The organism is Nocardia altamirensis NBRC 108246 (assembly GCF_001612685.1).
GTDB lineage: Bacteria > Actinomycetota > Actinomycetes > Mycobacteriales > Mycobacteriaceae > Nocardia > Nocardia altamirensis.
On the sequence record NZ_BDAY01000069.1, the window covers coordinates 19,605 to 43,185 of the forward strand.

Sequence of the window (23,581 nt, forward strand, 5' to 3'; positions counted from 1 at the left end):
CGCCGACCTCCTCCTACGTCTACGACGGGACGTAGTAATACTACGTCGGAGGCAGGCTCGAACAATGAGGCCTAGGACACGACACGCCTAGATATTTGGCCGCCACCAGCGCTTTCACCGCGTCCCATCGGCAGCCATGGGACTTAGATCACGCAGCTACAACCGATTTCACGCTCACCAATCGCCGATGGCCCCTGCTCGCTCGATGCCGCGGTCGACCAAGTCGATGATCTCCTCCGCGTTGTCCGGCGCCATCATCCGCAGCCCGTCCAGCGAGTTCACCCTGGCGGCGAGCGAAACGCTCGACAGCATCCAAATGCTGTCGCAGGTAAGGAGATCAGCGGTGAACAGCGACTTGTAGGTACATTCCCAGCCTGCCTTCGCCGCCTCGACGAACAGCGCGCGCTGGGTGACACCGGGCAGAATGCCGTTCTTCGCGGGCGGGGTGATCAGCTGCTTGTCCCGCACGATCACCACCGACGAGCGCGGTCCCTCGAGCACCCGGTTCTCGGTGCTGGTGAAGATCACATCGTCGGCGCCCATCCGCGCCGCGAACCGCAGCGCCGCCATGTTGGAGGCGTAGGACAGTGTCTTGGCGCCGAGCAGCTGCCACGGCGCGGCCTGCGCCAGGTCGATCGAGATGCCGCGGGAAAGGGTCACCACGGCAACGCCTTCGGTGCGCGCCTTCTGCACCCGATCGGGCACGGGTAGCACAAGGACATAGGCGGTCGGCACCGGAACGGCGGCCGCCAGATCACCGGTCGTCACCTTCTCGGTCACCCCGGAGAGCTCCGAATCGCGGCCGCGGGTGAGCACCAGCCGCATCACGCCTTCGCGATCACTCCCCCACTCTTTCGCGGCCCGCTCGACCGCGGTTCGCCATCGCCCCAGCTCGGGCTCCGGCAGATCCAGCGCCTGCGCCGAGCGACGCAGTCTGCCTAGATGAAATTCGATCGCGCATGCGTTGCCCGCACGCACCAGAACCGTTTCGAAAATTCCGTCGCCGCGCAATACGCCGATATCGTCCGCAAACAGCAACGGCGCGTCCGCGTCCCTGACCGCGCCGTCGAGTGAGACAAGAACCCGATCTACCATGCGTCGAGACTAGGCGGTGTTGGTTCGCCGCGCCCATGTCACGACAGACTTCATGACCTTTTTGTGCAACCTGCCGCCGAAGATTCACTCAGACGTTGGTCGGACGCCGCGCGCCAGACGTTCAGTGCGCCTCTCGCTAGGTCGGTTCGCGGCACCCGAGAGCCCCGGTTCTGACACCCGATGCCGACCCCGCCTACAGTGGAAATGTGTCCGTGGTCGTTGCGCCCAGCCCTATCCTCGCTGTTTCGGGAGCCGTCGCGGGAGCGCCGGGTTCGCCCGATGCCGCCGTCGCGTGGCACTACGGTGATCCACTCGGCGAACAGCGCGCCGCTGTGCAGCGTGCGGCAGTCATCGATCGTTCGCACCGTTTCGTCATCACCATCACCGGCGCCGAACGGCTGACCTGGCTGCACACCATCACCAGCCAGCACATCGCTGGCCTCGGCAACGGGGAGTCGGCGGAGAACCTCGATCTCGATCTGAACGGCCGGGTGCTGCACCATTTCGTGCTCACCGAGCTGGACGGCACCGTGTATATAGATGCCGAAGGCGATCGCGGTCCCGCGCTGCTGGAGTTCCTGCGGAAGATGGTCTTCTGGGCCGACGCGCAGCCGGCCGCGGCCGACTACGCGGTGCTGAGCTTGCTCGGCCCGAAGGTCGCCGAGCTGACCGAGGCCATCGGTGTCGCGAGCCTGCCGGGCACCTACGCGGCGGTGCCGCTGCCCGACGGCGGCTTCCTGCGGCGGATGCCGTGGCCCACCGCCGACTCGTTCGATCTGGTGATTCCCCGCGCCCAGCTGTCGGATTGGTGGACCCGCCTCACCGAGGCAGGCGCCGAACCCGCAGGCCTGTGGACCTTCGAGGCCTTGCGGGTCGCCGCGGTGCGGCCGCGAATCGGGCTGGACACCGACGAGCGCACCATCCCGCACGAGGCGCGCTGGATCGGCGGGGTCGCCGAGTACGGCGCGGTGCATTTGGACAAGGGCTGCTACCGCGGCCAGGAGACCGTGGCGCGGGTGCACAACTTGGGCAAGCCACCGCGACATCTGGTGCTGCTGCACCTGGACGGTTCCGCCGACGAGCGCCCCTCGGCCGGCGACGATGTCACCGCGGGCGGCCGCACGGTCGGCCGACTCGGCACCGTCATCGACCACTACGAACTCGGTCCGATCGCGCTCGCGCTGATCAAACGCACCGTGCCCGCCGACACCGCGCTGACCGCAGGCCCGAGCGCCGCCGCCATCGATCCCGATTCGGTGCCCTCGGACGACGGACCGCAGGCAGGCAGGCTCGCGGTCGATCGGCTCCGCGGCCGCTGACGCGCCCATGCGCCTCGAATCCCGAAGGAGCACAAGCTCCCTGCCCCGCGGCCGGGCAGCGCGGTGACCTCTCATCACCCGCGGCGCGCTGTCGCCGAATTCCCGCGCGCCGCCGCCTCGCCCACCGATATCCGACTACCCGACGAGAGGAGCAGCACCGATGCGAACCGGTGACACCGGCCGAGTGCTGGCCGTCTGCGTCGTGCACGCCGAGCTCGAAGTGCCTGGCCGGGTCGGCCGGACCGCGATCGACAAACGCCCGCAGCCGGGCCGGGTGCCGGTGCGCACGCTCGGGCTCGACGGCGACCACGTCTGTGACACCGCGCACCACGGCGGCGCCCATCAGGCGGTCTACGCGTATGCGGACGAGGACGCCAAGCGCTGGGGCGGCGAACTCGATCGCGAGTTGCCCGCGGGGTGGTTCGGCGAGAACCTGCGCATCACCGGGCTCGCGGTCAGCGACGCAGTAATCGGCGCACGCTTGGCGATCGGCGACACCCTGCTCGAGGTGAGCGCGCCGCGCGTGCCGTGCGCCACCTTTCAGCATTGGAGCGGAGAAGCCCAGTGGGTCAAGCGCTTCACGCTGCGCAGTGACACCGGCGCCTACCTGCGGGTACTGACCGAGGGCACGATCGGCGCAGGCGACGAGGTTGCGGTGGTGCACGTTCCCGACCACGGCATCACCGTGCGCGATCTGTTCGTCGGCGACGACCCCGACCTGCTCGCAATCCTGCTCGCCGCGGAGCCGACGCTGTCCGACGACGTGCGGAGGCAGATCGATCGCCACGCCCGCAGGCACGCGAACGCCGAGCGGGCCGCCGCGCGAAAAGCGGTCAGCACCACCGACAACGGCGCGACCGACCGGCGCGCCGCCGAACTCGACACGGGAGCCCAACTGTGAGTGTGGAACTGGTTGAAGTCGTTCGCTCCGGCTTCCGTGAATGCGTGCACCGCGGCTCGGCGGTCATCCTCGATCCCGCGGGCGAGCCGACCCTCGCGCTCGGCGAGGTGCATCTGCCGATCTTCCCGCGCTCGACCAACAAGCCGATGCAGGCGATCACCTTGCTGCGGCACGGGTTCGAGCCGGTCGACGACGCCGAGCTCGCGATCGCGACCGCCTCGCATTACGGCGAGCCCGACCATGTCGCGCTGGTGCGCAGGCTCCTCGACCGCTTCGGCTTCGACGAGAAGTCGCTGGCCTGCCCGCCGGATCTGCCGGTCGACGACACAGCGCGCGCGGCCGTCCTTTCCGGTTCGCACGAACCGCGCCGCATCTACATGAACTGCTCGGGCAAGCACGCCGCGATGCTGGCGACCTGCAAGATCAACGACTGGCCCACCGATGGCTACCTCGACCAGGCACATCCGTTGCAGCAGGCGATCATCGCGACCGTGGCCGACCTCACCGGCGAGATCGAGACCGATCTCGGCATCGATGGTTGTGGCCTGCCGATCATTCCGGTCTCGCTGGTGAATCTGGCCCGCGTGTTCGCGACCATGGCGACCGCGGCTCCCGACGCACCGGAGCGCCGCGTCGCCGACGCCATTCGCGCGCATCCGCGAGTGATTTCGGGCACCAACGCACCCGATCTGCTGGCCATGCAAGCCACTCCCGGACTGGTTTGCAAGATCGGCGCCGATGGTGTGCACGCAGGCGCGCTGCCCGACGGAACAGCTTTCGCCTACAAGATCGATGACGGACACGACCGTGCCCGAATGCCCCTGACGCTGGCCATTTTGCACCGCATCGGCATCGATTGGTCCGACGCGCACACGGAACTCGCTGCGCCTCCGGTGCTCGGCGGCGCTGCTCGGGTCGGCGTGATTCGCGCGATCCCCGGGGTGCTGTAGGCCCCCCGGTCGAGGGCGACAACCGGGCAAACGGAACCTCTTCCGGAGTTCTTCACCCACTCCTGGAAGCGGGACGGCCAGACACGCGCTAAAGTGTCTGTCAGGAAGAGTATTAATTCGAACGGGGCCGCCAACCAAACCCCAGGCCGCCCCGCAGTGACGCGAGGGGGTCAGCCATGGGCCGTGGCCGGGCTAAGGCAAAGCAGACCAAGGTCGCACGCGAGCTGAAGTACAGCAGCCCGCCGAGCGACTTCGCGAGCCTTCAGCGCGAGCTTTCGGGAAGCCCCAACTCCCAACGGAGTGGTGTGCTGTCCGATGAGCACGACGCGGACAAGTCCTCATCCCAGTGGGAAGAGGACGACTACGACGACTGGCGCCGCTGACTCGGAGCACTGTCTGAAGGGGGAGGTCGACGTGCCTCCCCCTTCAGCCGTTGCTGCGTGTTGACGGCTTGCTCCGAACCAAGTCGGCGCCGAAAACGCTTATAACGCACCAGCGTCCCGCATCTGATGATGCGGGACGCTGACGTGTGTTCGGGTGTAGTTGTGGCGGGCCGCCAGGCAGGCTCAGAACCGCGGGTGCTCGCCGACCAGGATGGCGCGCACAGCCTCGGCGTCCTTGGCCTTCTTGACGGTGCCGAGCGTCCAGCATTCGATGTGCCGTGCGGTCAGCACGGCGAGCGCGCGATCGACGTCCTCCGGCGCGACAACGGCGACCATGCCGACGCCCATGTTGAACGTCTTCTCCATCTCGACCCGCTCGACCCGGCCGCGCTGCGCGATCATCTTGAAGACCGGCGCCGGGTTCCATGTCCCGCGATCCAGCTCGGCCACCATGCCCGCAGGCAGCACGCGGCCCAGGTTGGCGGCCAGCCCGCCACCGGTGACATGCGCGAAGGTGCGCACATCGGTCTCGGCGATCAGCGCGAGGCAATCCTTGGCGTAGATCCGGGTCGGCTCGAGCAACTCCTCGCCGAGGGTGCGCCCGAACTCCTCGACATGCCCGGTGAGCGACATCCGATCGATGTCGAGCAGCACCTTGCGGGCCAAGCTGTAGCCGTTCGAGTGCAGGCCGGAGGAACCCATCGCGATCACCACGTCACCGGGACGCACCCGGTCCGGGCCGAGCACCGCGTCGGCTTCGACCACGCCGACGCCGGTCGCGGACAGGTCGTAGTCGTCCGGGTCCATCAGGCCGGGGTGCTCAGCGGTTTCGCCGCCGAGCAACGCGCAACCCGCCCGCACGCAGCCCTCGGCGATGCCGGAGACCAGCTCGGCGACCTTCTCCGGGACGACCTTGCCGATGGCGATGTAATCCTGCAGGAACAGCGGCTCGGCGCCGCAGACGACGAGATCGTCGACGACCATCGCGACGAGGTCGAGCCCGACGGTGTCGTGCTTGTCCATCGCCTGCGCGACCGCGATCTTGGTGCCGACCCCGTCGGTGGAGGCGGCGAGCAGCGGTTCGCGGTAGCCACCCTTCAGCGCGAACAGTCCGGCGAACCCGCCGAGGCCGCCCTGGACCTCGGGTCGGCTCGCCTTCTTCGCCAATGGCCCGAACAACTCGACTGCGCGGTCACCTGCCTCGATATCCACGCCTGCCGCGGCGTACGAGGCACCACCACTGGGGGTCTGTTCAGTCATTTTCGGGGAAAGCTCCAAACCGAATCGGCGGATAGATGCCTGCTCACGCTACCGGAGAGCTGTCACTACGTTGCAGCTGTCCCGCCTACCCGTGCCTTTTTGCCGGACCTGGGTGCCGCGAGACTTGTCAACCGGGCTGACCACGTGTCGGCCGAAAAGCGCTCGGCGTACTCGACAAGTGACCCCTGCGCCTGCGCGACCAGTTGTCACGGTATCCGGCCGAGGACACCATGCGGCGTTCGATTCGTCTCGATTGCACTACGTACGAACGCCGCATGGTGTTGGTCACTAACTCCGCTCGGTCGCGAACAGGTCGGCGGTCGCCGCGCGTCGCCTGCGCTGCTCGACCGGATCGGGCACCGGCACCGCCGCGACCAACCGCTGCGTGTACTCCTCCTGCGGCGCGCGCAGGATGCGATCACGATCACCCTGCTCGACCACAGCGCCGTTGCGCAGCACCACGATTCGGTCGGCCAGCTGATCGACCACCGCCAGGTCGTGGCTGATGAACAGACAGGCCCAACCACATTCGCGCTGCAGCTGCCCGAACAGCTCGAGCACCGCGGCCTGCACGGAGACGTCGAGCGCGCTGGTCGGCTCGTCGGCAACCAGCAGATCCGGGTCGAGGACCAGGGCCCGTGCCAGGCTCGCGCGCTGGCGCTGGCCGCCGGACAGCTCGTGCGGATACCTGCGCTCGGTGCCCGCGGGCAGCTGAACGTCGTCGAGCAGTTTGCGCACCCGCGCCTTGATCTCCGCGGAGCTGCCCTTCTTGTGCACCAGCAGCGGCTCGGCCACGCACTCACCGACGGTGAGCCGTGGATTCAGCGAGCTCGCCGGGTCCTGGAACACGAAGCCGAAGCGCTTGCGGATCGGGCGCAGCTTGCTGCCGGACAGGCCAGCGATGTCCTGTCCACGGATCTTCACCACGCCCGAGGTCGGCCGTTGCAGCGCGGCGACACAGCGGCCGATGGTCGACTTGCCCGAGCCGGATTCGCCGACCAGGCCAAGGGTTTCGCCGGGCCCGATGCACAGGTTCACATCGTCGACCGCGCGGAACGGCGGCCGCCCGAACGAACCGGGGAACTCGACAACCAGATCGCAGACCTCGAGCACCGGCTCGGCGCTCGCGGCCACCTCTTCGGCAGGGCCGTGTGCGAGTTGCTCGGTGCCGAGATGCGGGACCGCGGCGAGCAGCGCCCGCGTGTAGTCCGCCTTCGGGCTGGCGAACAGCTCGTCCACCGGTGCCTGCTCGACCACCTCGCCGTTGCGCATCACCACGACCCGGTCGGCCAGGTCGGCGACCACACCCATGTTGTGGGTGATCAACACGATGGCGCTGCCGATCCGGTCGCGCAGGTCACGCAGCAGCTCGAGGATCTCCGCCTGCACCGTCACGTCCAATGCCGTGGTCGGCTCGTCGGCGATGATCACCTTCGGCTCGCAGGCGATGGCGATGGCGATCACCACGCGCTGCTTCTGCCCGCCGGAGAGCTGGTGCGGGTAGTAGTCGACGCGGTGCTCGGGATCGGGCAGGCCGACCATGCGCAGCAATTCGATCGCGCGCGCCTTCGCGGCCTTCTTGGTCATGTCCGAATGCGCGCGCAGCGCCTCGCAGATCTGGAAGCCGACGGTGAACAGCGGGTCGAGCGCGAGGCCCGGCTCCTGGAACACCATCGAGATCGCACCGCCGCGCAGAGCGGTGAGCTGCCGCTCGTTCATCGAGGTGATGGTCTCGGTGCCGAGGGTGACCAGACCGCGCACCCGCGCGGTCAGCGGCAGCAAGCCCATCGCGGTGCGTGAACTCACCGACTTGCCCGACCCGGACTCCCCGACGATGGCGAGCACCTCACCGGGGAACACCTCGTAGGAGACGTCGGTGACCGCGTAGACGGGACCCGCGTCGGTCGCGAAGGTGACCGACAGCGATTCGATCGACAGCGCAGGACGCTTCTTGTCGGTCGCCGTGGTTGGCGTTGTCATGTTGTCTCCTTCCCGGTAGCAGTGCTGTCCTTCACCAGTGCGTCGCCGGCAGGCTCGGCTTCGGTGGTGTCACCATCGAGCTCGCTCGGGGCGGCCACCTCGATGCCTGCGACGGTGATGGCGTCGCCCGGCGCCGCGGCGACCGCGCGACGGGTACGCAGGATCGGGTTGAGCACCTCGTTGAGGCTCTCGCCGACCAGCGTCATACCGAGCACGACGAGCACGATGGCGAAGCCGGGGAAGATGCCGGTCCACCAGATGCCGTTGGAGACATCGGACAGTGCCTTGTTGAGGTCGTAGCCCCATTCGGCGGCCTGGGTCGGCTCGATGCCGAATCCGAGGAAGCCGAGGCCTGCCAGCGTGAGAATGGCCTCCGACCCGTTCAGGGTGACGATCACCGGCAGCGACTGCGTGACGTTGGCGAAGATGTGCCGGAACAGGATTCGCGCGGTGGACGCGCCGGTGACCCGGGCGGCATCCACATACGGTTCGTTCTTCACCGCGACCGTCGCGTTGCGCACCACCCGGAAGTACTGCGGCACAAAGACGGCCGTGATCGCCACCGCGGCGGACAGCACACCACCGAAGCTGGTGGAGCGACCACCCGCGACCACGATGGACACCACGATCGCGAGCAGCAGCGTCGGGAAGGCGTACATCGCGTCCATGAACAGCACGAGCACCCGGTCGACCCAGCGGCCGAGGTAGCCCGAAAGCAGGCCGAGCGGCACGCCGACGAACAGCGAAAGCACCAGCGAGATCGCGATGACGAAGAGTGCGGTGCGCGCACCCCAGATCACCCGGGAGAACACGTCCTCGCCACGCACCGATGTCCCGAACCAGTGCTCGGCCGACGGTGCCTGCTGGCGGACGAAATCGACACCGTCGGAAGCACTTTGCGCGAAACCGTAAGGCGCGATCAGCGGTGCGAAGATGGCCGCGAACACGAAGATGCCGACCAGGCTCAGCCCGAGGATCAACGTCGCGCGTTGCAGGCCGGCGGTCATCGAGAACAGCTTCAGACCGGGGATTCCGCGACGCACCGACGGCGGCACCGGTGGCGGCACCATCGGTTCGTTCAACAATTCCGGTGCGGTCATCAGAACCTCACCCTCGGATCAATCATGGCCACAAGGGCATCCACCGCAAAGCTCATCACCGCGACGACCACCGCGATGAACGCGACGATGCCCTGCACGGCGACGAAGTCGCGGGCCGACAGATACGTCGCGAGCTGATACCCGAGGCCCTTCCACTCGAAGGTGGTCTCGGTCAGCACCGCGCCGCCGAGCATCATGGCGATCTGCATACCCATCACGGTGACGATCGGAATCATCGCGTTGCGGAACGCATGTCGCCCGGTGACCACCCGTTGGGACAGGCCGCGCGCCCGCGCGGCATCCACGTAATCGGAGCGCAGGGTCTGGATCAGGTTGATCCGCACCAGCCGCAGGAAGATGCCCGCGGTCAGCAACCCGAGCGCGATCGCAGGCAGCACCGCGTGTTCGAGCACGTCGACGATGTAGCCGGGGTCGCCGTACAGGATCCCGTCGATCAACATGATGTTGGTCTTCGGCGACACATGCTGCAGCTGCAGTTCGACATTCGTGCTTGCCCTGCCTGCCACCGGCAGCCAGCCGAGCTTCACCGCGAAGATCAGCTTGAGCAGCAGACCGACGAAGAACACCGGTGCCGCGTACGCCAGGATCGCGAACAACCGCAGGCCGGTGTCCTGCACCGAATCACGGTGTGTCGCTGCGTATCTGCCCAGCGGGATGCCGATCGCGAAGGCCACGATGAGTGCCCAGAACATCAGCTCGAGCGAGGCGGCGCCGTAGGTGGTCACCACCTCGCTGATCTGCCGATTGTCTTGCGAGCGACCGAAATCCCCGGTCGCGAGACCGGAGATGTAATCCCAGTACTGCGACAGGATCGGCCGGTTCAGCCCGGCCGCCTCCTTGCGGATCTCGATCTGCTCCTGGGTCATTCGGCCACCCATGGCCGCGCTGATCGGGTCACCGGCCACGCGCATCAGGAAGAACACGACGGTGACCAGAATCCATGCGGTCACCGGGATCAACAGCAGGCGCACGCCCAGGTAACGGAGCAGCGCCAGCTGACGAGAATCGCTCCCGCCCTTCCTTATTCGTGGCACGCCGAAGCGCCGGGCCCGGACCGGCGCTGGCTTCGTTTCTGGCGCAGCAATCGTTCCGGGCCCGGCTTTGCCGGATGTCACTTGCTCAGCACCGTGTAGCGGAACTTGAAGGACGCGTCCAAGGTCTGCTCGACGCCCTGCACGCCCTTACCGGAGACGGCAATCTGCTTGCCCGCCAACAGCGGAACGATCGGCAGGAAGTTCTGCGCGAGGTCCTTCTGCACGCCCTTGATGATCTCGAGCCGCTTGGTCTTGTCACCCTCGGTGGCCTCGGCGACCAGTTGTGCGTTGATGCCGGGGTTTTCGAAGTGCGACTGCAGGAAGTTGTTCGGCCCGAAGAACGGGGTCAGGTAGTTGTCCGGGTCCGGAAAGTCCGGGAACCAACCGAATTGGTACAGCGGGTAGGAGTCACGTGCGCGTTCCCGCTGGTAGCTCACCCATTCGGTGGACTGCAGGTTCACCCGGAACAGGCCGCTGGCCTCCAGCTGCGACTTGATCGCCGCGTATTCCTCGGAGCTGCTCGAACCGTAGTGGTCCGGGTTGTACTGCAGGTTCAGCTCGACCGGGGTGGCAACGCCAGCGTCGGAGAGGAACTTGGCGGCCTTGTCCTTGCTCGGGTCGGCGCCGTAGATCTCCTTGAACGGCTCCGCCGCGCCCGGAACACCCTGCGGGACAGACGAGTACGCCGGGGTGTAGGTGCCCTTGTAGACGCTCTTGGCCAGCGCGGCCCGGTCGACCGTCGACGCGAGCGCCTTGCGCACCGCAAGCTTCTGCTCCGGCGTGCCGCCGGGCATGGTGTTCATGTTGAAGACGATGTAGCGCAGCTCGCCACCGGGGCCCTCGTGCACGGTGACCTTGCTGTCACCACGCAGGGATTCGATGTCGGTGGGGGTCAGCGACCGGTAGGCGACGTCGAGCGAACCGTTCTGCAGGTCCAGCTTCATGTTGTCGGTGGTCGCGTAGTACTTCGTCGACACCGTCTCGGTCTTCGGCTTGCCGAGGATGCCGTTGTAGTCCGGGAACGCCTTGTACTCGACCAGCTTGTTCTTGTCGTAGCTCGCGATCGTGTACGGGCCCGAGTAACCCTTGTTCTTGACGACTTCCTCGTCGGCCATCACCTTGTCCGGCGAGTACACCTTCTCGTCGACGATCGGACCGGCCTGGGTCGGCAGGATCGCCGGGAAAGTCTGGTCGTTGGCGACCTTCAGCGTGAACTGCACCGTCTTGTCGTCGGGTGCGTCCGTCTTCTCGAGGTTGCCGAGCAGCGAAGCGGGACCGTTGGGGTCGTTGATCTTGACCATCCGGTCGAAGGAGAACTTCACGCTCTTGGCGGTCAGCGGATTGCCGTTGGCGAACTTGAGGCCCGGCTTCACCGTGCAGGTGTACACCGTCGGCGAGGTGAACTCGCACTTCTCCGCGGCGTCCGGCTTCGGCGTCGCGTCGCCCGGCGCGAAGTTCAGTAGGTACTGGTAGAACTGCGTTTCCGCGACCAGCGAGCCATTGTCGTAGGCAGCCGCCGGGTCGAGCGAAAAGATCTTGTCTGTGGTGCCGGCCAACAATCCGCCACCAGTACCACCATCACCGGTTCGGCCGGAACCACAACCAGCCAATGCCGACGCCACCAGCGTCGCCAGGCCGACGGCCGCGATAGCTCGCGTCCCGGTCCGGCCCCCAGGTGCTCTTGAAACCAACATCAGGGCCCCACTACTTCTCGAGCGCCGCACCGCGTTCGCCTGGATCGCAGGCGTGGTGCGGACACAATGAACTTCCGATCTGACGGGCACCGTACCCACGAACCATTTCCGGCACGTTGCGTTTTCAGAGAAAAAAACTTCACGGTGCGCCCAGACGTTGCAAATGGTGCAGCACCAAGGCCTGATCACCGGACGAATGTCCAGTAAGGCACTAGCTGGCACCGTGTGGTGTCTCGAGGAAGCCATGGCACAGACGAAGACATTAACCTCGACACTCCCAAACAATGAGAAGTCGCCATGCCGTGTCGCCCCGCAGACGACAGCAGAATCGGACCTATCCGACGAATGCGACAGCCAACAACCGGATCCCCACCAAGATCAGCCGGGAGCTCCTCCGGCGTGGCCGGGCTCTTCGCTCTTCCCGGCACGGCCGGGCCCTCTGACTACCCCGTCCCAGGCCGCACAGCTTTGCTTTGCTCGTCAACTTCCCCGAACAGGAAGGCGCAACCCCCTACGGACGACTCAACGCGCTCGCGTTCGCATTGTCCGCCAACAAAATAGCCTCCGACTTACCCGTAAGCATGCCCTCGAGCACGTTCTTACCAATCGCAGCTTCCGTAGGCAGCGCGATCGGGTACTCCCCGTCGAAGCACGCACAGCACAGCCGCGACCGCGGCTGCTCGGTGGCGGCGATCATGCCTTCGGTGGAGATATAACCGAGCGTGTCGGCGCCGATCGAGCGCCGCACCCCCTCGACCATCTCGTCGAAGCTGCCTTCCGCACCGGAACCGTTGGCGATCAACTCGGCGGGCGAGGCGAAGTCGATGCCGTAGAAGCACGGCCACTTCACCGGCGGCGAGGCGATCCGGACGTGGATCTCCAAGGCGCCTGCTTCGCGGAGCATCCGGATCAGGGCGCGCTGGGTGTTGCCGCGAACGATGGAGTCGTCGACGACGATGAGCCGCTTGCCGCGGATGACCTCGCGCAGCGGGTTGAGCTTCAGTCGAATACCCAACTGGCGGATGGTCTGGCTCGGCTGAATGAAGGTGCGGCCCACGTAGGCGTTCTTCATCAGACCCTGGCCGTACGGCACACCTGAGCCTTGCGCGTAGCCGACCGCGGCGGGGGTGCCGGATTCGGGCACCGGGATGACCAGGTCCGCGTCCACCGGATGCTCCTTGGCCAAGCGGCGGCCGATCTCCACCCGGGTTGCGTGCACCGAGCGACCGGAGATGGTGCTGTCCGGCCTGGCCAGATAGACGTATTCGAAGACGCAGCCCTTGGGCTCGGGGTTGGCGAAGCGCATCGACCGCACGCCGTCGGCGTCGATCGCCAGCAGTTCGCCGGGTTCGATCTCGCGGACGAAGGCGGCGCCGACGATGTCCAGCGCTGCGGTTTCGCTGGCAACAACCCAGCCACGGTCCAGCCTGCCGAGGCAGAGCGGGCGCACGCCGTGCGGATCACGCGCGGCGTAGAGGGTGTGCTCGTCCATGAAGGTGAGGCAGAACGCGCCGCGCAGCGTCGGGAGCAACTCCATCGCGGCCTGCTCGATGCTCGAGTCGGCGGAGGCGTGTGCGAGCAGCGCGGTGATCACATCGGAGTCGGAGGTCGCGGCGATCGGCTGCGGGCGGCCGTTGGCCACCGTCGCGCCGATGAGCCCGAGTTCCCGTGCCCGGCCCGCCAATTCGGCGGTGTTCACCAGATTGCCGTTGTGCCCCAAGGCAAGTCCGGAGCCGACCGAGGTGGTACGGAAGATGGGCTGTGCGTTTTCCCAGGTCACGCCACCGGTCGTGGAGTAGCGGCAGTGGCCGACGGCGATGTGGCCCGGCATGGCGGCCAAGGTCTGCTCGTCGAATACCTGACTGACCAACCCGAGGTCCTTGAAGACCAAGATCTGCGAACCGTCGGAAACCGCGATGCCCGCCGCCTCCTGGCCGCGGTGCTGCAGCGCGTACAAGCCGTAGTACGTGAGCTTCGCCACGTCCTCGCTCGGCGCCCAGACTCCGAACACGCCGCACTCTTCGCGCGGCTCGTTCTCGACCTGATCGGTGGTGGCGGATGTGCTTTCGACCGGCAGTTCGGCGTTGGTCACCGTTTGCTCCCTGTTCGGGCGGGCTGGGGGCAGGTCTCATTCTACGGGTGAATGTTCGATCGCGATCACCGCACCGCATACGAGTAGCAATCCGGCGCGGCGCGAGTCCGGCGAATTCGGCATCGGTAGCTGTTACCGTGCGAAGCCGTGACGACTACCGACAGCGCGGATCACGGCAGCGGAGCGGGATCGAACACGGAGGGAACGGCGCCACAGCGCAGGCCATGGGCTCGTATGCTGCTGTTTCCCATCGCGGTGCTGACGCTGCTCACCGCGCTGCTCGGCATCATGTATCTGGATTACGTCGTCGATCCGGAGAAGAATCTGCACGACTTTCCGATCGCGCTGGTGAACCAAGATGTGGGCGATGTCATTGCCACCGGCGGTCAGCAGCGGCAGGTGAACTTCGGTAACCAGATCACCGAGGCGCTCGAAAAGGGCGTGCCTGCGGACAAAGTCGATCTGCGGGTGATCAGCATCAGCGAGGCCGAGCGGCAGCTGCAGTCCGGCGCGGTGTACGGCGCGATCGTCATCCCCAGCGATTTCAGCAAGCGGCTCGGCATCCTCGGCGTCGGCAGCGTGATTCCCGGCGAGATGGAACGCCCGATCATCACCTTGCAGACCAATCCGCGCACCGGCGCGTTCGGCACCCAGATCGTGCTTCGGGTCGGCGATCAGGCGCTCACCGAGGTGAACAAGCAGGTCGGCAAGCAGCTCACCGATCAGGTGGCCGAGCAGCTGAAGCCGCAGCCGGGCGGGCCGCCCGCGCCCGAGCTGTCCGGCGCGACCAGGGTCACGCTCGCCGATCCGGTGAATGTGGTGGTGCAGCAGTATCACCCGCTGCCCGACGGCACCGGGCAAGGACTCAGCGCCTTCTTCTACGCGCTGTTGCTGCTGCTGGCCGGTGTGGTCGGCGCGATGGTCATCCACACCATGATCGATGCCCAGCTCGGCTTCGTGCCCACCGAGTACGGGCCGTGGTACGTGCACTACCCGCCGACGCCGATCTCCCGGTTCAGCACCTTGCTGATCAAATGGGGCGTCATGGTGGTGACCGCGAACATCGTCTCCGCGGTCTATCTCAGCGTTGCCACGCTGCTCGACATGCCGATCGACCATCCGCTCGCGCTCTTCCTCTACAGCGCGCTCGCCATCATCGCCGTCGGCATCACCTGTCTGTCCACGCTGGCCGCGATCGGCTCGGCGGGCCTGCTGGTCAATCTGATCCTCTTCATCGTCCTCGGCTTGCCCTCCTCCGGCGGCACCGTGCCGATCGAGGCCACCCCGAAATACTTCGGCTGGCTTGCCTCCTTCGAGCCGATGCACCAGGTCTTCCTCGGCATCCGCGCCATCCTCTATTTCGACGCCAGCTTCGAGGCGGGCCTGGCTCGCGGCGTCTGGATGGCGGTCGTCGGCGTGGCGATCGGCCTGGTTGTCGGCGCCGTCGTCTCCCGCTTCTACGACTACAAAGGACTGCACCGGACCAACCGAGTCGCAGCCTGATCAGTGCACAACCGGCAGTGACCGCGATGATGGTCTGGTGACTTCGTGGATCGAGAGCGCGCAACGATTGGCCGAGGAGGTGCTCGCACCGCAGGCGAGCGCCGTCGACAGCAGCGGTGACATACCCAGGGAGCATTTCGATCAGCTCGCCGAGGCCGGTTTCTACGGCGCCGCGATGGGCGACGACATCGATCTGGCCGCCTTCACCGAGGTCGGCGAGATTCTCATCGCAGGCTGCCTGGCCACCTCCTTCGTCTGGGCACAGCACCACGGTGTCGCCAGGCGGGTCGCCACTTCGCCGAATCATGAACTGCGCGAGCGGTTCACCGAGGATCTGCGCACTGGGCGGGTGCGGTCGGGCGTCTCGTACGCGGGCGCCGCTGATCAGCCCGCGCTGATCGCCCGGCGGACCGACGGCGGCTACGTGCTCGAGGGCACAGCGCCGTTCATCACCGGATGGGGTCTGGTCGACATCGTCGGCGTGATGGCACGGGATGCCGACGACGACGGGTCGCTGATCAGCGTGATCGTGCCCGCGGAGGAGAGCGCGGCGCTCCGGGTTCGGCCGATACCGCTGACTGCCGCCGACGCGAGCCGGACCGTCACCGCGACCTTCGACGGAGTGCGGGTCGCCGACGCGGAGGTGGACAACCGGGTTTCGATGAAGTCGTTCCACGCGTCCTACATCATCGCGGCATGGCGCAACGGCTCGCTTGCGCTCGGCATCGTGCGCCGCTGCATCGCCGAACTGGGCAGATTGGGTGTCGACCCCGCCGCGCTCGCCGACGAATCCGCCGCGATCCGTAAGGAATTGGACGCCGCACTGCTCGGACAGTCCGATGTCTACCTCGCGCGGGCCCGCGCCGCCGAGCTGGCGATGCGCGCCGCCTCCGCACTGGTCACCGCCACCGGCAGCGCCGCGATCACCCGCGGCACCCTCGCCGAACGGTCGCTGCGCGAGGCCGCGTTCACGCTCGTGTTCGGCTCACGTCCGACAATCAAGAGCGCCCTACTCGACCGGCTGGCAGGCCCTGCCGTCAGTCCGTGACCGGGCGGGCGATGGGGAGCCAGTGGGCTACTTCGGCGGCGCGACTGCCGGAGGCGGTGAGCGCGCCGGAGTCCAACGCGCCGGCGAAGTCGAGGAGCCCGGTGGCCAGCAGCAGCCAGGTGCGCGGGTCGGTCTCCACCACATTGGGCGGGGTGCCTCGGGTGTGGCGCGGGCCCTCGATGCATTGGACCGCGACGAACGGCGGCACCCGTACCTCCACCGAGTGCCCCGGAGCCGAGGCGGCCAGGGCGCGGGCGGTGGCGCGGACCGCTGCCGCGAGCTCGGTGCGGCCGGGAGCCGGCAGCGACTCGTCGCCCAACCACGCGCTGACCGCGTCGACCGCCGATCGGAGTTCGGCCGCACTCACCGATTGTCGTGCCACCTCGGCGAGGTTACCGGGGTGGTCGGACAGGGTTATTCGCCGACGGCCCGGCCGGTGTCCGCAAGGGGTTCGCCGAGGCGCATGGCGTAGACACGCTCCAGGAAGTCGCGGTGTGCGCGCAGGGTGCTGTCGAGGAGTTCGCGCCAGGTGCGCCGATCGATGCGGCCGTCGCTGACCAGGGAGGACAGCGAGGCCGGGCCGAGTTTGTCGATGTGGTCGACGATGAAGGTGAGCCTGCGGCGCGGGAATTGTTCGCCGATGCGCAGGTTTTCGTTGAGGAAGCGGTCGAGCGCGTAGAGGTAGTTGATCGCGCGGTTGTATTCCTCGTCGGTGAGGTGGTAGTCCATCCGCTTGATCTCGACGATCCACAGCTCGCCCGCATCGTGCAGCAGCACGAAATCGGGCTCGCGGCGTTCGCTCCCGATGGCGGTGGTGAGCAGGTTGACGCCGAATTTCTGTGCGTACCACCGTTCGAAGCTCACCCGGACCCGTTTCAGCGATTCGTTCATGCCGAGCGGCGTCCATTCGGGCGCGAGCAACCATGGTGCGCGTTCGATCAGCTCCTGGAAGGGACGTTCGAGCGAGCGGCGGTCATCGATCAGCGACTGCAGCCGATTCACCACGGCCACCCGTTCCGAAGCGATCTGGCCGAGCGAATAGATCTCGGCGACCCTGGCCGCCTCGAACAGCGCAACCACCACGTCGAGCCGGTTCTCGGTGTCCTCGGCGACCTCCTTCAAGGTCTCCAGCAGACTGCGTTGCGGTCCCAGCGAAAGGGCAAGGCGCACAATGCTTTCAATATGAACCCGGTCTTCTAGCGCCGCTCTGTCCTTGTTGTTCACCAGGATTCGCGCGGCGTCCATCACCGACTTGCGGAACAGCCGGTCGTTCGGCGCCACCGCCTGCAGGGTGGCCAGAATGCCCGACTTCTCGACGAACTCCTCCCACACGCGCCGCTTCACCGAACTCTCGCCGAGCCTGCCGAGCTCACGGACGAGATTGCGACCCCACGCCGAAAGCGCTTCGCCCCGTTCGGAATTCCACATGATGTCCTGACGGTCGGACCGCACGAGGTCTTCCTCGTCGTCGAGCCAGTTCACATGGATGGCGCCGACCAGATACGACCGCAGCTTGTATTCGCCGGTGAAACCCGACGAGATGCCGAAGTCCCTGGTCTGGGCGACCAACTTGCCGCGCGCGTAGATGCGCACACCCGCCATCGCCTCGTCGCGATACGGAATCTTGGAATAGGCGGCCCACCCGGTCACCGGGAGGAACCGATTACCAACGCGCACCGGGCTTTTCCCGACATCGATCTTGGTCTCGTCCATCAGGTCGATCGGCAGATCGCTCAGCATGAACATCTCCGACTCGGCCGCGGCCATGGTGTTGCGCACCACCACTTGCCAATCGGTGCGCTCCAGCCCGAACCTGGCCGCCAGCTGCCTGCTCAGCTCGGGTCCGGTATTCACCCGCTTGCGGAAGAAGTCCCGCAGAATCACCGTCGTGCCACGTTCGGTGCTGAAGGTGCCGTCCAGGTCGCCGAGACGGGGGTAGTAGTCGCGCTCAGTATCGGAGAGCATGTCGTCGAGATTCATGATGATGTTGGCGACCGGCCAGCCGTCGGCGGCGCGCTCCGCGTCGGTGCCGCCGACCGAGATCACCTCGATGGTCCGGCAGATGCCGAACGGCGCGAGTTTGCCGATTCCCTTGCGGCCCATGACCGGCCGGTCCAGACCGCGGGACAGGTCGGAACCGGTGCGGATCCTGCGGTCGGAGCCGACCATCAGATAGTGTGCGTTCACCTCGTCCGAGGTCATGCCGTGTCCGTTGTCCCGCACCAGGATTTCGTACGGTTCGCGCCCTGCCGCGTGCACGGTGCCTGCGAGGGTCACGCCCCACGGCAACGACACTTCGACGCGGGTGGCGTCTGCGTCATAGGAATTCGCGATGAGCTCGGCGAGTACCGCGGAAACCCGGTCATACAGTCGAATGCCGAGCTTGTCGATGGTCAGTCGGCTGATGCGCATCGTGTACTTGTGCGCGGTGCCGTCGCTGGTGTCGTGCATTGCCGGGCCCCCAATCCGCCCGAAGGTGTTGCTTGCCGATCTTGTCGGCACACCCCATCCTCGTCCGCCCGGTTGGCCGTGGCCTGAACAATTCAAGACCAATTCATAACGGACAGTACGTTCTACTACGCTGCGGTCTCGGTTTCAGCAACCGTTGGGTAACGGCAGGCGAGAACGACGTTCGCTGCGCGAGTCGCGCAGAAACGCCGAGAGGACCGAGTTGTCGCTCGGCCCTGTCGTTTCGCAGGCAATCAGTGGGCGGCCACCGGCTGCTTCGGCGTGGTTCGCATGCCGACATAGCAGGCTTGGGTGCCGTCGGTGAGGGTGGTGAAGACCACGGGCATGTAGTCCTCACTGAAGGACGGGCCCGCGCCGGAGGCGGCGAAGACGGTGTCGGACATCGGAGTCAGGTCCATGCTGAGCGGCGGGGACATGTCTTTCATCTCGTCGACGAATTCGTAGAGCATGTGGGCGGAGCCGTCGTCGCGCTTGCTGACGGTGATGACGACGCCCGCGCGACGGTAGGTGCCGACGAACGGGGCGATGTCGACCTCGATGGGCGGATCGGCAGGGGCGAAAGCCTCCGGCATGCGCACGCCTGCCAGCTCGGCGAGCAGTTCGCGGAACAGCGCCGCGTAAAGCTGGCGGGCACCACCACCATTGGTGAGCAGCGCGACCGCCACTCCGGCCTCGGGAATGGCGCGCAAGTAGGCGTACTGCCCGATGGCGGCCCCGTCGTGGCCGAAGCCCTTGATGCCGTCCCAGTTGTACAAGGTCCAGCCGAGACCCCAGCCGTCGCCGCTGACGGTCCACTTGTCGGGCACCTCGATCTCCTGATGCTGCATCGCCGCAACGGTTTCCGCGGACAGCACCGCGGTGCCGTCGGCGGCGCGGCCGCCATCGAGGTGCATCTTGGCGAAGCGAACCATGTCGCCCGCGGTGCTGATGACCCTGGCCGCTGGCGCGACCGCGCGCGGCATGATGTCCCAGGCCGGCGCCGGGTCCGGATACTGGCCGGGATCGCCGAGGTGGCTCATCGCGACCCGGAACCGCAGCGCCTGTTCCGGCAGCGTCACGAGCTGGTCGAGACCGAGCGGGGTGGCGAGCAGGTCCTGCACGGCCTGGTCCCACGTCGTGCCGGTCACCACCTCGATGAGGCGGCCGAGTACCACGAAGCCGAGACCGCCGTACGACGTGCCCGTTCCCGGCTTGCAGTCCAGCGCGACTTCCCTTGCCGCCTTGACGAATTCGGCGAGGCAGTCGTCACCGCGGCCGCCGTCGTAGTTGAAGTCGTTGGTCACGCCGCCGGTGTGGCTGAGCAGCTGCCGGACGGTGATCTGCGCGGTGGCTTCCGGATCCGGCGTGGCGAACTCGGGCAGCATGTCCACAACGGCGCCGTCGAGGTCGATCTTGCCCTGGTCGACGAGCCGCATGACCATCGTCGCGGTGTAGACCTTGGCGATCGAGCCGCACAGGAACACCGAATCGGTGGTGACCGCGACCCCGGTGCCGCGATGCAGTACGCCACTGGCGATTTCGTACACCTGACCGTCGACCAGGATCGCCAGCGCCGCCCCCGGCACGTGGTAGGTCGCACGGAGCTCATCGAGCCGCTGCTGCCACTTGGCGACGGAGAACGTCCGGCCCGGCGTAGCACTGCCCCACTCCCCCTGCGCCTTCCACTCGCCGTTGGCGTCCCAGTTCACGTTGTTCGACATCTCGTTCTCCCGCTGCAGATCCGTTGGCGCGTACGCCGTTCTCGTTATGCGAACACTGTACTCATATGGGAACAGCGTGCGCAAATGCGCGATTGAAACTACTGTTTTGCCTGGAAGAGATGGCTTTAGCGCGCTGCGGAGCTACCGCGAGGTGGAAATGCGGCGGGCCAGCCGGGGCGCGATGGCCCCGCCCGCATTGATGGCCAGGTGGAGCAGGGCCGGGGCGGTGGCGCTCGCGGTGCGGCGGCGGAGCCAGCCGAGCGCGAAGCCGCCCGCGGTGGTGGCGGCGACCGCCACCGGAACACTGTCCCCTACCGAGCGGGCCGGGGTGATGTGCCAGAGGCCGAAGGTGACGGCACCGAGCAGGGCGCCCGCGCGGGGGCCGAAGGCGTTGTCCAGCAAGGGTTCCATGGTGGCGCGGAAGATCAACTCTTCGCTGTACACGGTGCCGACCGGGATATGGACCGCGACCCACTCGGCGGTAGCGACGTCAGGACCGCGGTCGGTGTAGTCCTGCAGGCTGTTACGAACGGAGGGGATCGCCAAGGCCGCGGCATATCCGGCGACAACGATCGTGGCGGACCCGATGCCGTAGCGAAATCCCTTTGCGGAGAACCAATTCGGCGTAGCTCGGAAGGTGAAGCCGTAGACCGTCGCGAATCCCGCATTGACGACGGTTCTGCCGCGGACACCGAGGCCGAGCGCGGGCAGCGCCCAATTGCTCCATACCAGCGGGATACCAATGGCGGCAACGACTTGCGGAACTCGGCTCACTTGATCGTCCGTTCGAAATCCTCGGCCGTCTCGACCTCGGCACGGATCCGGTCGGACATGCCCGCCGTCCAGTCCGGCGGCGCGGCGATGGCGGCCCAGCCGTCGAGCACCAGACTGCCGTAGCGGTGTCCGTGCCCGTCGGTGACCGCTTGGGCATTGGTGAGATCGGCGGCGACCTGCCAGAAGGTGACGAACGGCCACCAGCGCATCTGCGAGGACACGTCGGCGCCGCGCGGCTCGGACAGCCAATCCGGTTGCGAGAAGATGAGATCGGTCGACCACCAGACGATCGGATCCGACGCGTGCTGCAGGTAGGCGATCCGCGGCGGCCGCCACTCGGTGGAGGGACGCGCGAGATCGGCACTGTCCGAAGCGAATCGCACCACCAGGCCGTCGGCATAGACCGGCGCGACCTCCCGCGAGCCGGGGTCGCGACGCGAAACGAACTGCTCCCATAGTCGATTCGAGTTCGGCGGGCCGACCCACAGCGCGCCGTCTATCTTGGTGCGCAGGTCGGCGAGCCCGTCGAAGGCCGCCTCGGAACCCTGCGAGCCGAGGCTCTCCCCGTACACCAGCAGCTTCGGCCGCTGATCCCGCGGCCGCACGCTCCAGTGCCGATACACCGCGTCGAACAGGTTGCGCCCCGCGGTCGTCGCCTTGCCGCGGTCCGCCAGGAACGACAGCACGCTCGGCAGATACGAGTACTGCGAGGCGACGATCGCGCTGTCGCCCCCGTACATGTACTCGATCGCCCCGGCGGCCATCGCATTCACCCAGCCGGTGCCGGTGGTGGTCATCACCACAAGCACCTTCCGATCGAAGGCTCCGGTGCGCTCGAGCTCGGCCGCCGCGAGTTCGGCCGGGTCCTGTTCCCCTTCAGTCGATTCCAGGCCGACGTACGCGCGGATCGGCTCCTTGGCAGGCTTGCCGGTCACCTCGCCGATCTTGCTCGCGGTTGGCCCGTGCGAAACGAACCACCGCCCTTCGTAACCGAGCGTCTCCCACTTCGCCAGCGACGCGGGACTGCCGGACCGCTCCGGCTGCACCGGCTGGACCGCGTTCATCGATGTGTGATCGTTGCGCACGCTGAACGCCGAGTTGGCGACAGCGAAGAAGGCCCGCGAGGCCACACCGTTGAAGACCGTCACGGTCAGCACGATGAGCACGAGCAGTCCGGCGGCGGGCGCCAGCTCCCTCGGCACCCGCACCCAGCGGTTGAGCAGCCTGGCCAGGAACAGAATGATCTCGCGCACCGTCCGATACGAGGCGACCACTGCCGCGCCGACCGCCATGCTCAGCAGCCCGGTGCGCAGGTACGCCGGGGTGGTGGTGCCTGCCATGCCCATCAGCGCGGTGATCTCGCGCTGCCAGCGCGCCGACTGCACCAGCATCAACGCCGCACTCACCGCGGCGGTGAGCAGGATCGCGGACTTCACCGAGTAGCGCACCCAGGTCGGCGGCGGCGCGATCTTCAGCCGCGGCCGCACCCACAGCCGGAACAGCCATTCGAGCACACAGCCGACCCCGTAGCCGAGCGCGGCGTTGATCCCGCTGATCAGTCCTTGGAACAGCCAGTCACGCGGCAGCAGCGACGGCGTCACCGACAGCGCGAAGAACACGGTCGCGACAACCAGGCCGACATAGTTCAGATCGATGATGTCTTCCACGCGCCGCACGAGGACGACGCCGCGCGCACGCAGCTTCGTCAGGGTGGATGCGGTGTCGAACACGAGAGCTCAGCGCGCGCGTGGTTCGGGCGCTGGCGGCGGGTCGGTGATCATCACCCGAACAGTATGGCGGTTGTGGTCGTTTTCCAGCGCCCTGCGCCATGCGTGTTCGCGGTCACCGACCCGCGCGGCGACCCGGGCCGAAACCCGCATCGGCGGCGTCGGCAACTACCCACGGCGCTCGAGTAGTTGTACGCGGTTGCCCGCGAACGGATGTCAGCAGAATTTATGCCATGAGCACAACCAACGGCCAGTCGAAGACCACGTCGGCCTTCATGGCGCAGTCGGCGATCGCGTTCGGCGCCAGCTTCATCGGGACCGGCATCGGCCTCTGCTATCTGCCACTGGACATCTGGCAGCGCGGCTTTCTCGCGATGTCCCTGCTCTTCCTGGTAACCAGCACCTTCACCCTGGCGAAGGTGGTGCGTGACCAGCACGAGGCCGCGACCGTACACGGTCGCATCGATCAGGCACGGATGGAAAAGCTGCTCGCCGAGCACGATCCGTTCAACACCGTCGCCTGACGCCGAC

General features: G+C 66.9%; 19 protein-coding genes. 7 read left to right on the top strand and 12 right to left on the bottom strand.

Translation table 11 applies throughout. The annotated features are described in order from the left end of the window. Positions 1–174: 174 nt before the first annotated feature. The gene (locus tag NA11_RS31375) at positions 175–1,095 is read right to left on the bottom strand and encodes an aminodeoxychorismate lyase (RefSeq protein WP_069165655.1); all 921 of its coding nucleotides are present in this window, start codon (positions 1,093–1,095) and stop codon (positions 175–177) included. Positions 1,096–1,301: 206 nt separating this feature from the next. Here NA11_RS31375 and ygfZ point away from each other — a divergent pair, with 206 nt between their 5' ends. The 4 genes from ygfZ to NA11_RS31395 all read left to right on the top strand — a co-directional run bounded on the left by ygfZ (position 1,302) and on the right by NA11_RS31395 (position 4,648). Then, positions 1,302–2,414 carry a CAF17-like 4Fe-4S cluster assembly/insertion protein YgfZ gene (gene ygfZ, locus NA11_RS31380; RefSeq protein WP_069165656.1) on the top strand — a complete coding sequence of 371 codons (1,113 nt, stop codon included), beginning with the start codon at positions 1,302–1,304 and terminating at the stop codon, positions 2,412–2,414. A gap of 160 nt (positions 2,415–2,574) precedes the next feature. Beyond that, on the top strand, positions 2,575–3,315 hold the full coding sequence (locus NA11_RS31385; RefSeq protein WP_069165657.1) for an MOSC domain-containing protein: 741 nt from the start codon (positions 2,575–2,577) through the stop codon (positions 3,313–3,315). Next, entirely contained in the window at positions 3,312–4,265 is a 954-nt protein-coding gene (locus NA11_RS31390; protein WP_069165658.1) for an asparaginase, read from the top strand. Before NA11_RS31385 ends, NA11_RS31390 begins: the two co-directional genes overlap by 4 nt. A 176-nt stretch (positions 4,266–4,441) precedes the next feature. Continuing rightward, the gene (locus NA11_RS31395; RefSeq protein WP_069165659.1) at positions 4,442–4,648 is read left to right on the top strand and encodes a DUF3073 domain-containing protein; all 207 of its coding nucleotides are present in this window, start codon (positions 4,442–4,444) and stop codon (positions 4,646–4,648) included. A gap of 183 nt (positions 4,649–4,831) precedes the next feature. Here the strand turns inward: NA11_RS31395 and purM are convergent, their stop codons facing one another. The 6 genes from purM to purF form a co-directional block, all read right to left on the bottom strand. Continuing rightward, complete coding sequence (gene purM / locus NA11_RS31400) at positions 4,832–5,908, bottom strand: phosphoribosylformylglycinamidine cyclo-ligase (protein WP_069165660.1); 1,077 nt, start codon at positions 5,906–5,908, stop codon at positions 4,832–4,834. A 288-nt stretch (positions 5,909–6,196) separates the two neighbouring features. Further along, entirely contained in the window at positions 6,197–7,888 is a 1,692-nt protein-coding gene (locus tag NA11_RS31405) for an ABC transporter ATP-binding protein (protein ID WP_069165661.1), read from the bottom strand. Then, a complete protein-coding gene (locus tag NA11_RS31410; RefSeq protein WP_439957121.1) occupies positions 7,885–8,958 on the bottom strand; it encodes an ABC transporter permease in 1,074 nt (357 codons plus the stop codon). The genes NA11_RS31405 and NA11_RS31410 overlap by 4 nt, the downstream gene beginning before the upstream one ends. A gap of 29 nt (positions 8,959–8,987) precedes the next feature. Then, on the bottom strand, positions 8,988–9,998 hold the full coding sequence (locus NA11_RS31415; protein WP_245746300.1) for an ABC transporter permease: 1,011 nt from the start codon (positions 9,996–9,998) through the stop codon (positions 8,988–8,990). Positions 9,999–10,120: 122 nt separating this feature from the next. Further along, positions 10,121–11,737 carry an ABC transporter substrate-binding protein gene (locus tag NA11_RS31420; protein ID WP_084655222.1) on the bottom strand — a complete coding sequence of 539 codons (1,617 nt, stop codon included), beginning with the start codon at positions 11,735–11,737 and terminating at the stop codon, positions 10,121–10,123. A 511-nt stretch (positions 11,738–12,248) separates the two neighbouring features. Next, positions 12,249–13,829, bottom strand: coding sequence for an amidophosphoribosyltransferase (purF, locus tag NA11_RS31425; RefSeq protein ID WP_069165664.1), 1,581 nt, complete (start codon positions 13,827–13,829; stop codon positions 12,249–12,251). A 234-nt stretch (positions 13,830–14,063) separates the two neighbouring features. Between purF and NA11_RS31430 the strand changes: the two genes are divergently transcribed. Both NA11_RS31430 and NA11_RS31435 read left to right on the top strand, forming a co-directional pair. Beyond that, on the top strand, positions 14,064–15,332 hold the full coding sequence (locus NA11_RS31430) for a YhgE/Pip domain-containing protein (RefSeq protein ID WP_069165665.1): 1,269 nt from the start codon (positions 14,064–14,066) through the stop codon (positions 15,330–15,332). 37 nt (positions 15,333–15,369) lie between these two features. Further along, positions 15,370–16,380, top strand: coding sequence for an acyl-CoA dehydrogenase family protein (locus tag NA11_RS31435; protein WP_069165666.1), 1,011 nt, complete (start codon positions 15,370–15,372; stop codon positions 16,378–16,380). Here the strand turns inward: NA11_RS31435 and NA11_RS31440 are convergent. From NA11_RS31440 to NA11_RS31460, 5 genes are all read right to left on the bottom strand, one after another. Beyond that, positions 16,370–16,762, bottom strand: a complete 393-nt coding sequence (locus NA11_RS31440) for a sterol carrier family protein (protein ID WP_069165667.1) — start codon at positions 16,760–16,762, stop codon at positions 16,370–16,372. The genes NA11_RS31435 and NA11_RS31440 overlap by 11 nt on opposite strands. Positions 16,763–16,794: 32 nt before the next feature. Then, positions 16,795–18,882 (bottom strand): ATP-binding protein, encoded by a 2,088-nt coding sequence (locus tag NA11_RS31445; protein WP_218023410.1) that lies wholly within the window; start codon positions 18,880–18,882, stop codon positions 16,795–16,797. Between the two features lie 200 nt (positions 18,883–19,082). Continuing rightward, positions 19,083–20,549 (bottom strand): serine hydrolase domain-containing protein, encoded by a 1,467-nt coding sequence (locus NA11_RS31450; RefSeq protein WP_069165669.1) that lies wholly within the window; start codon positions 20,547–20,549, stop codon positions 19,083–19,085. 141 nt (positions 20,550–20,690) lie between these two features. Then, the gene (locus tag NA11_RS31455; protein ID WP_069165670.1) at positions 20,691–21,323 is read right to left on the bottom strand and encodes a CPBP family intramembrane glutamic endopeptidase; all 633 of its coding nucleotides are present in this window, start codon (positions 21,321–21,323) and stop codon (positions 20,691–20,693) included. Further along, positions 21,320–23,053 carry an alpha/beta hydrolase gene (locus NA11_RS31460; protein ID WP_069165671.1) on the bottom strand — a complete coding sequence of 578 codons (1,734 nt, stop codon included), beginning with the start codon at positions 23,051–23,053 and terminating at the stop codon, positions 21,320–21,322. Before NA11_RS31460 ends, NA11_RS31455 begins: the two co-directional genes overlap by 4 nt. A 230-nt stretch (positions 23,054–23,283) precedes the next feature. On the opposite strand from NA11_RS31460, the gene NA11_RS31465 reads away from it, so the two are divergent. Then, positions 23,284–23,574: a YiaA/YiaB family inner membrane protein gene (locus NA11_RS31465; protein WP_069165672.1), complete on the top strand. Its 291-nt coding sequence runs from the start codon at positions 23,284–23,286 to the stop codon at positions 23,572–23,574. Positions 23,575–23,581: the final 7 nt, after the last annotated feature.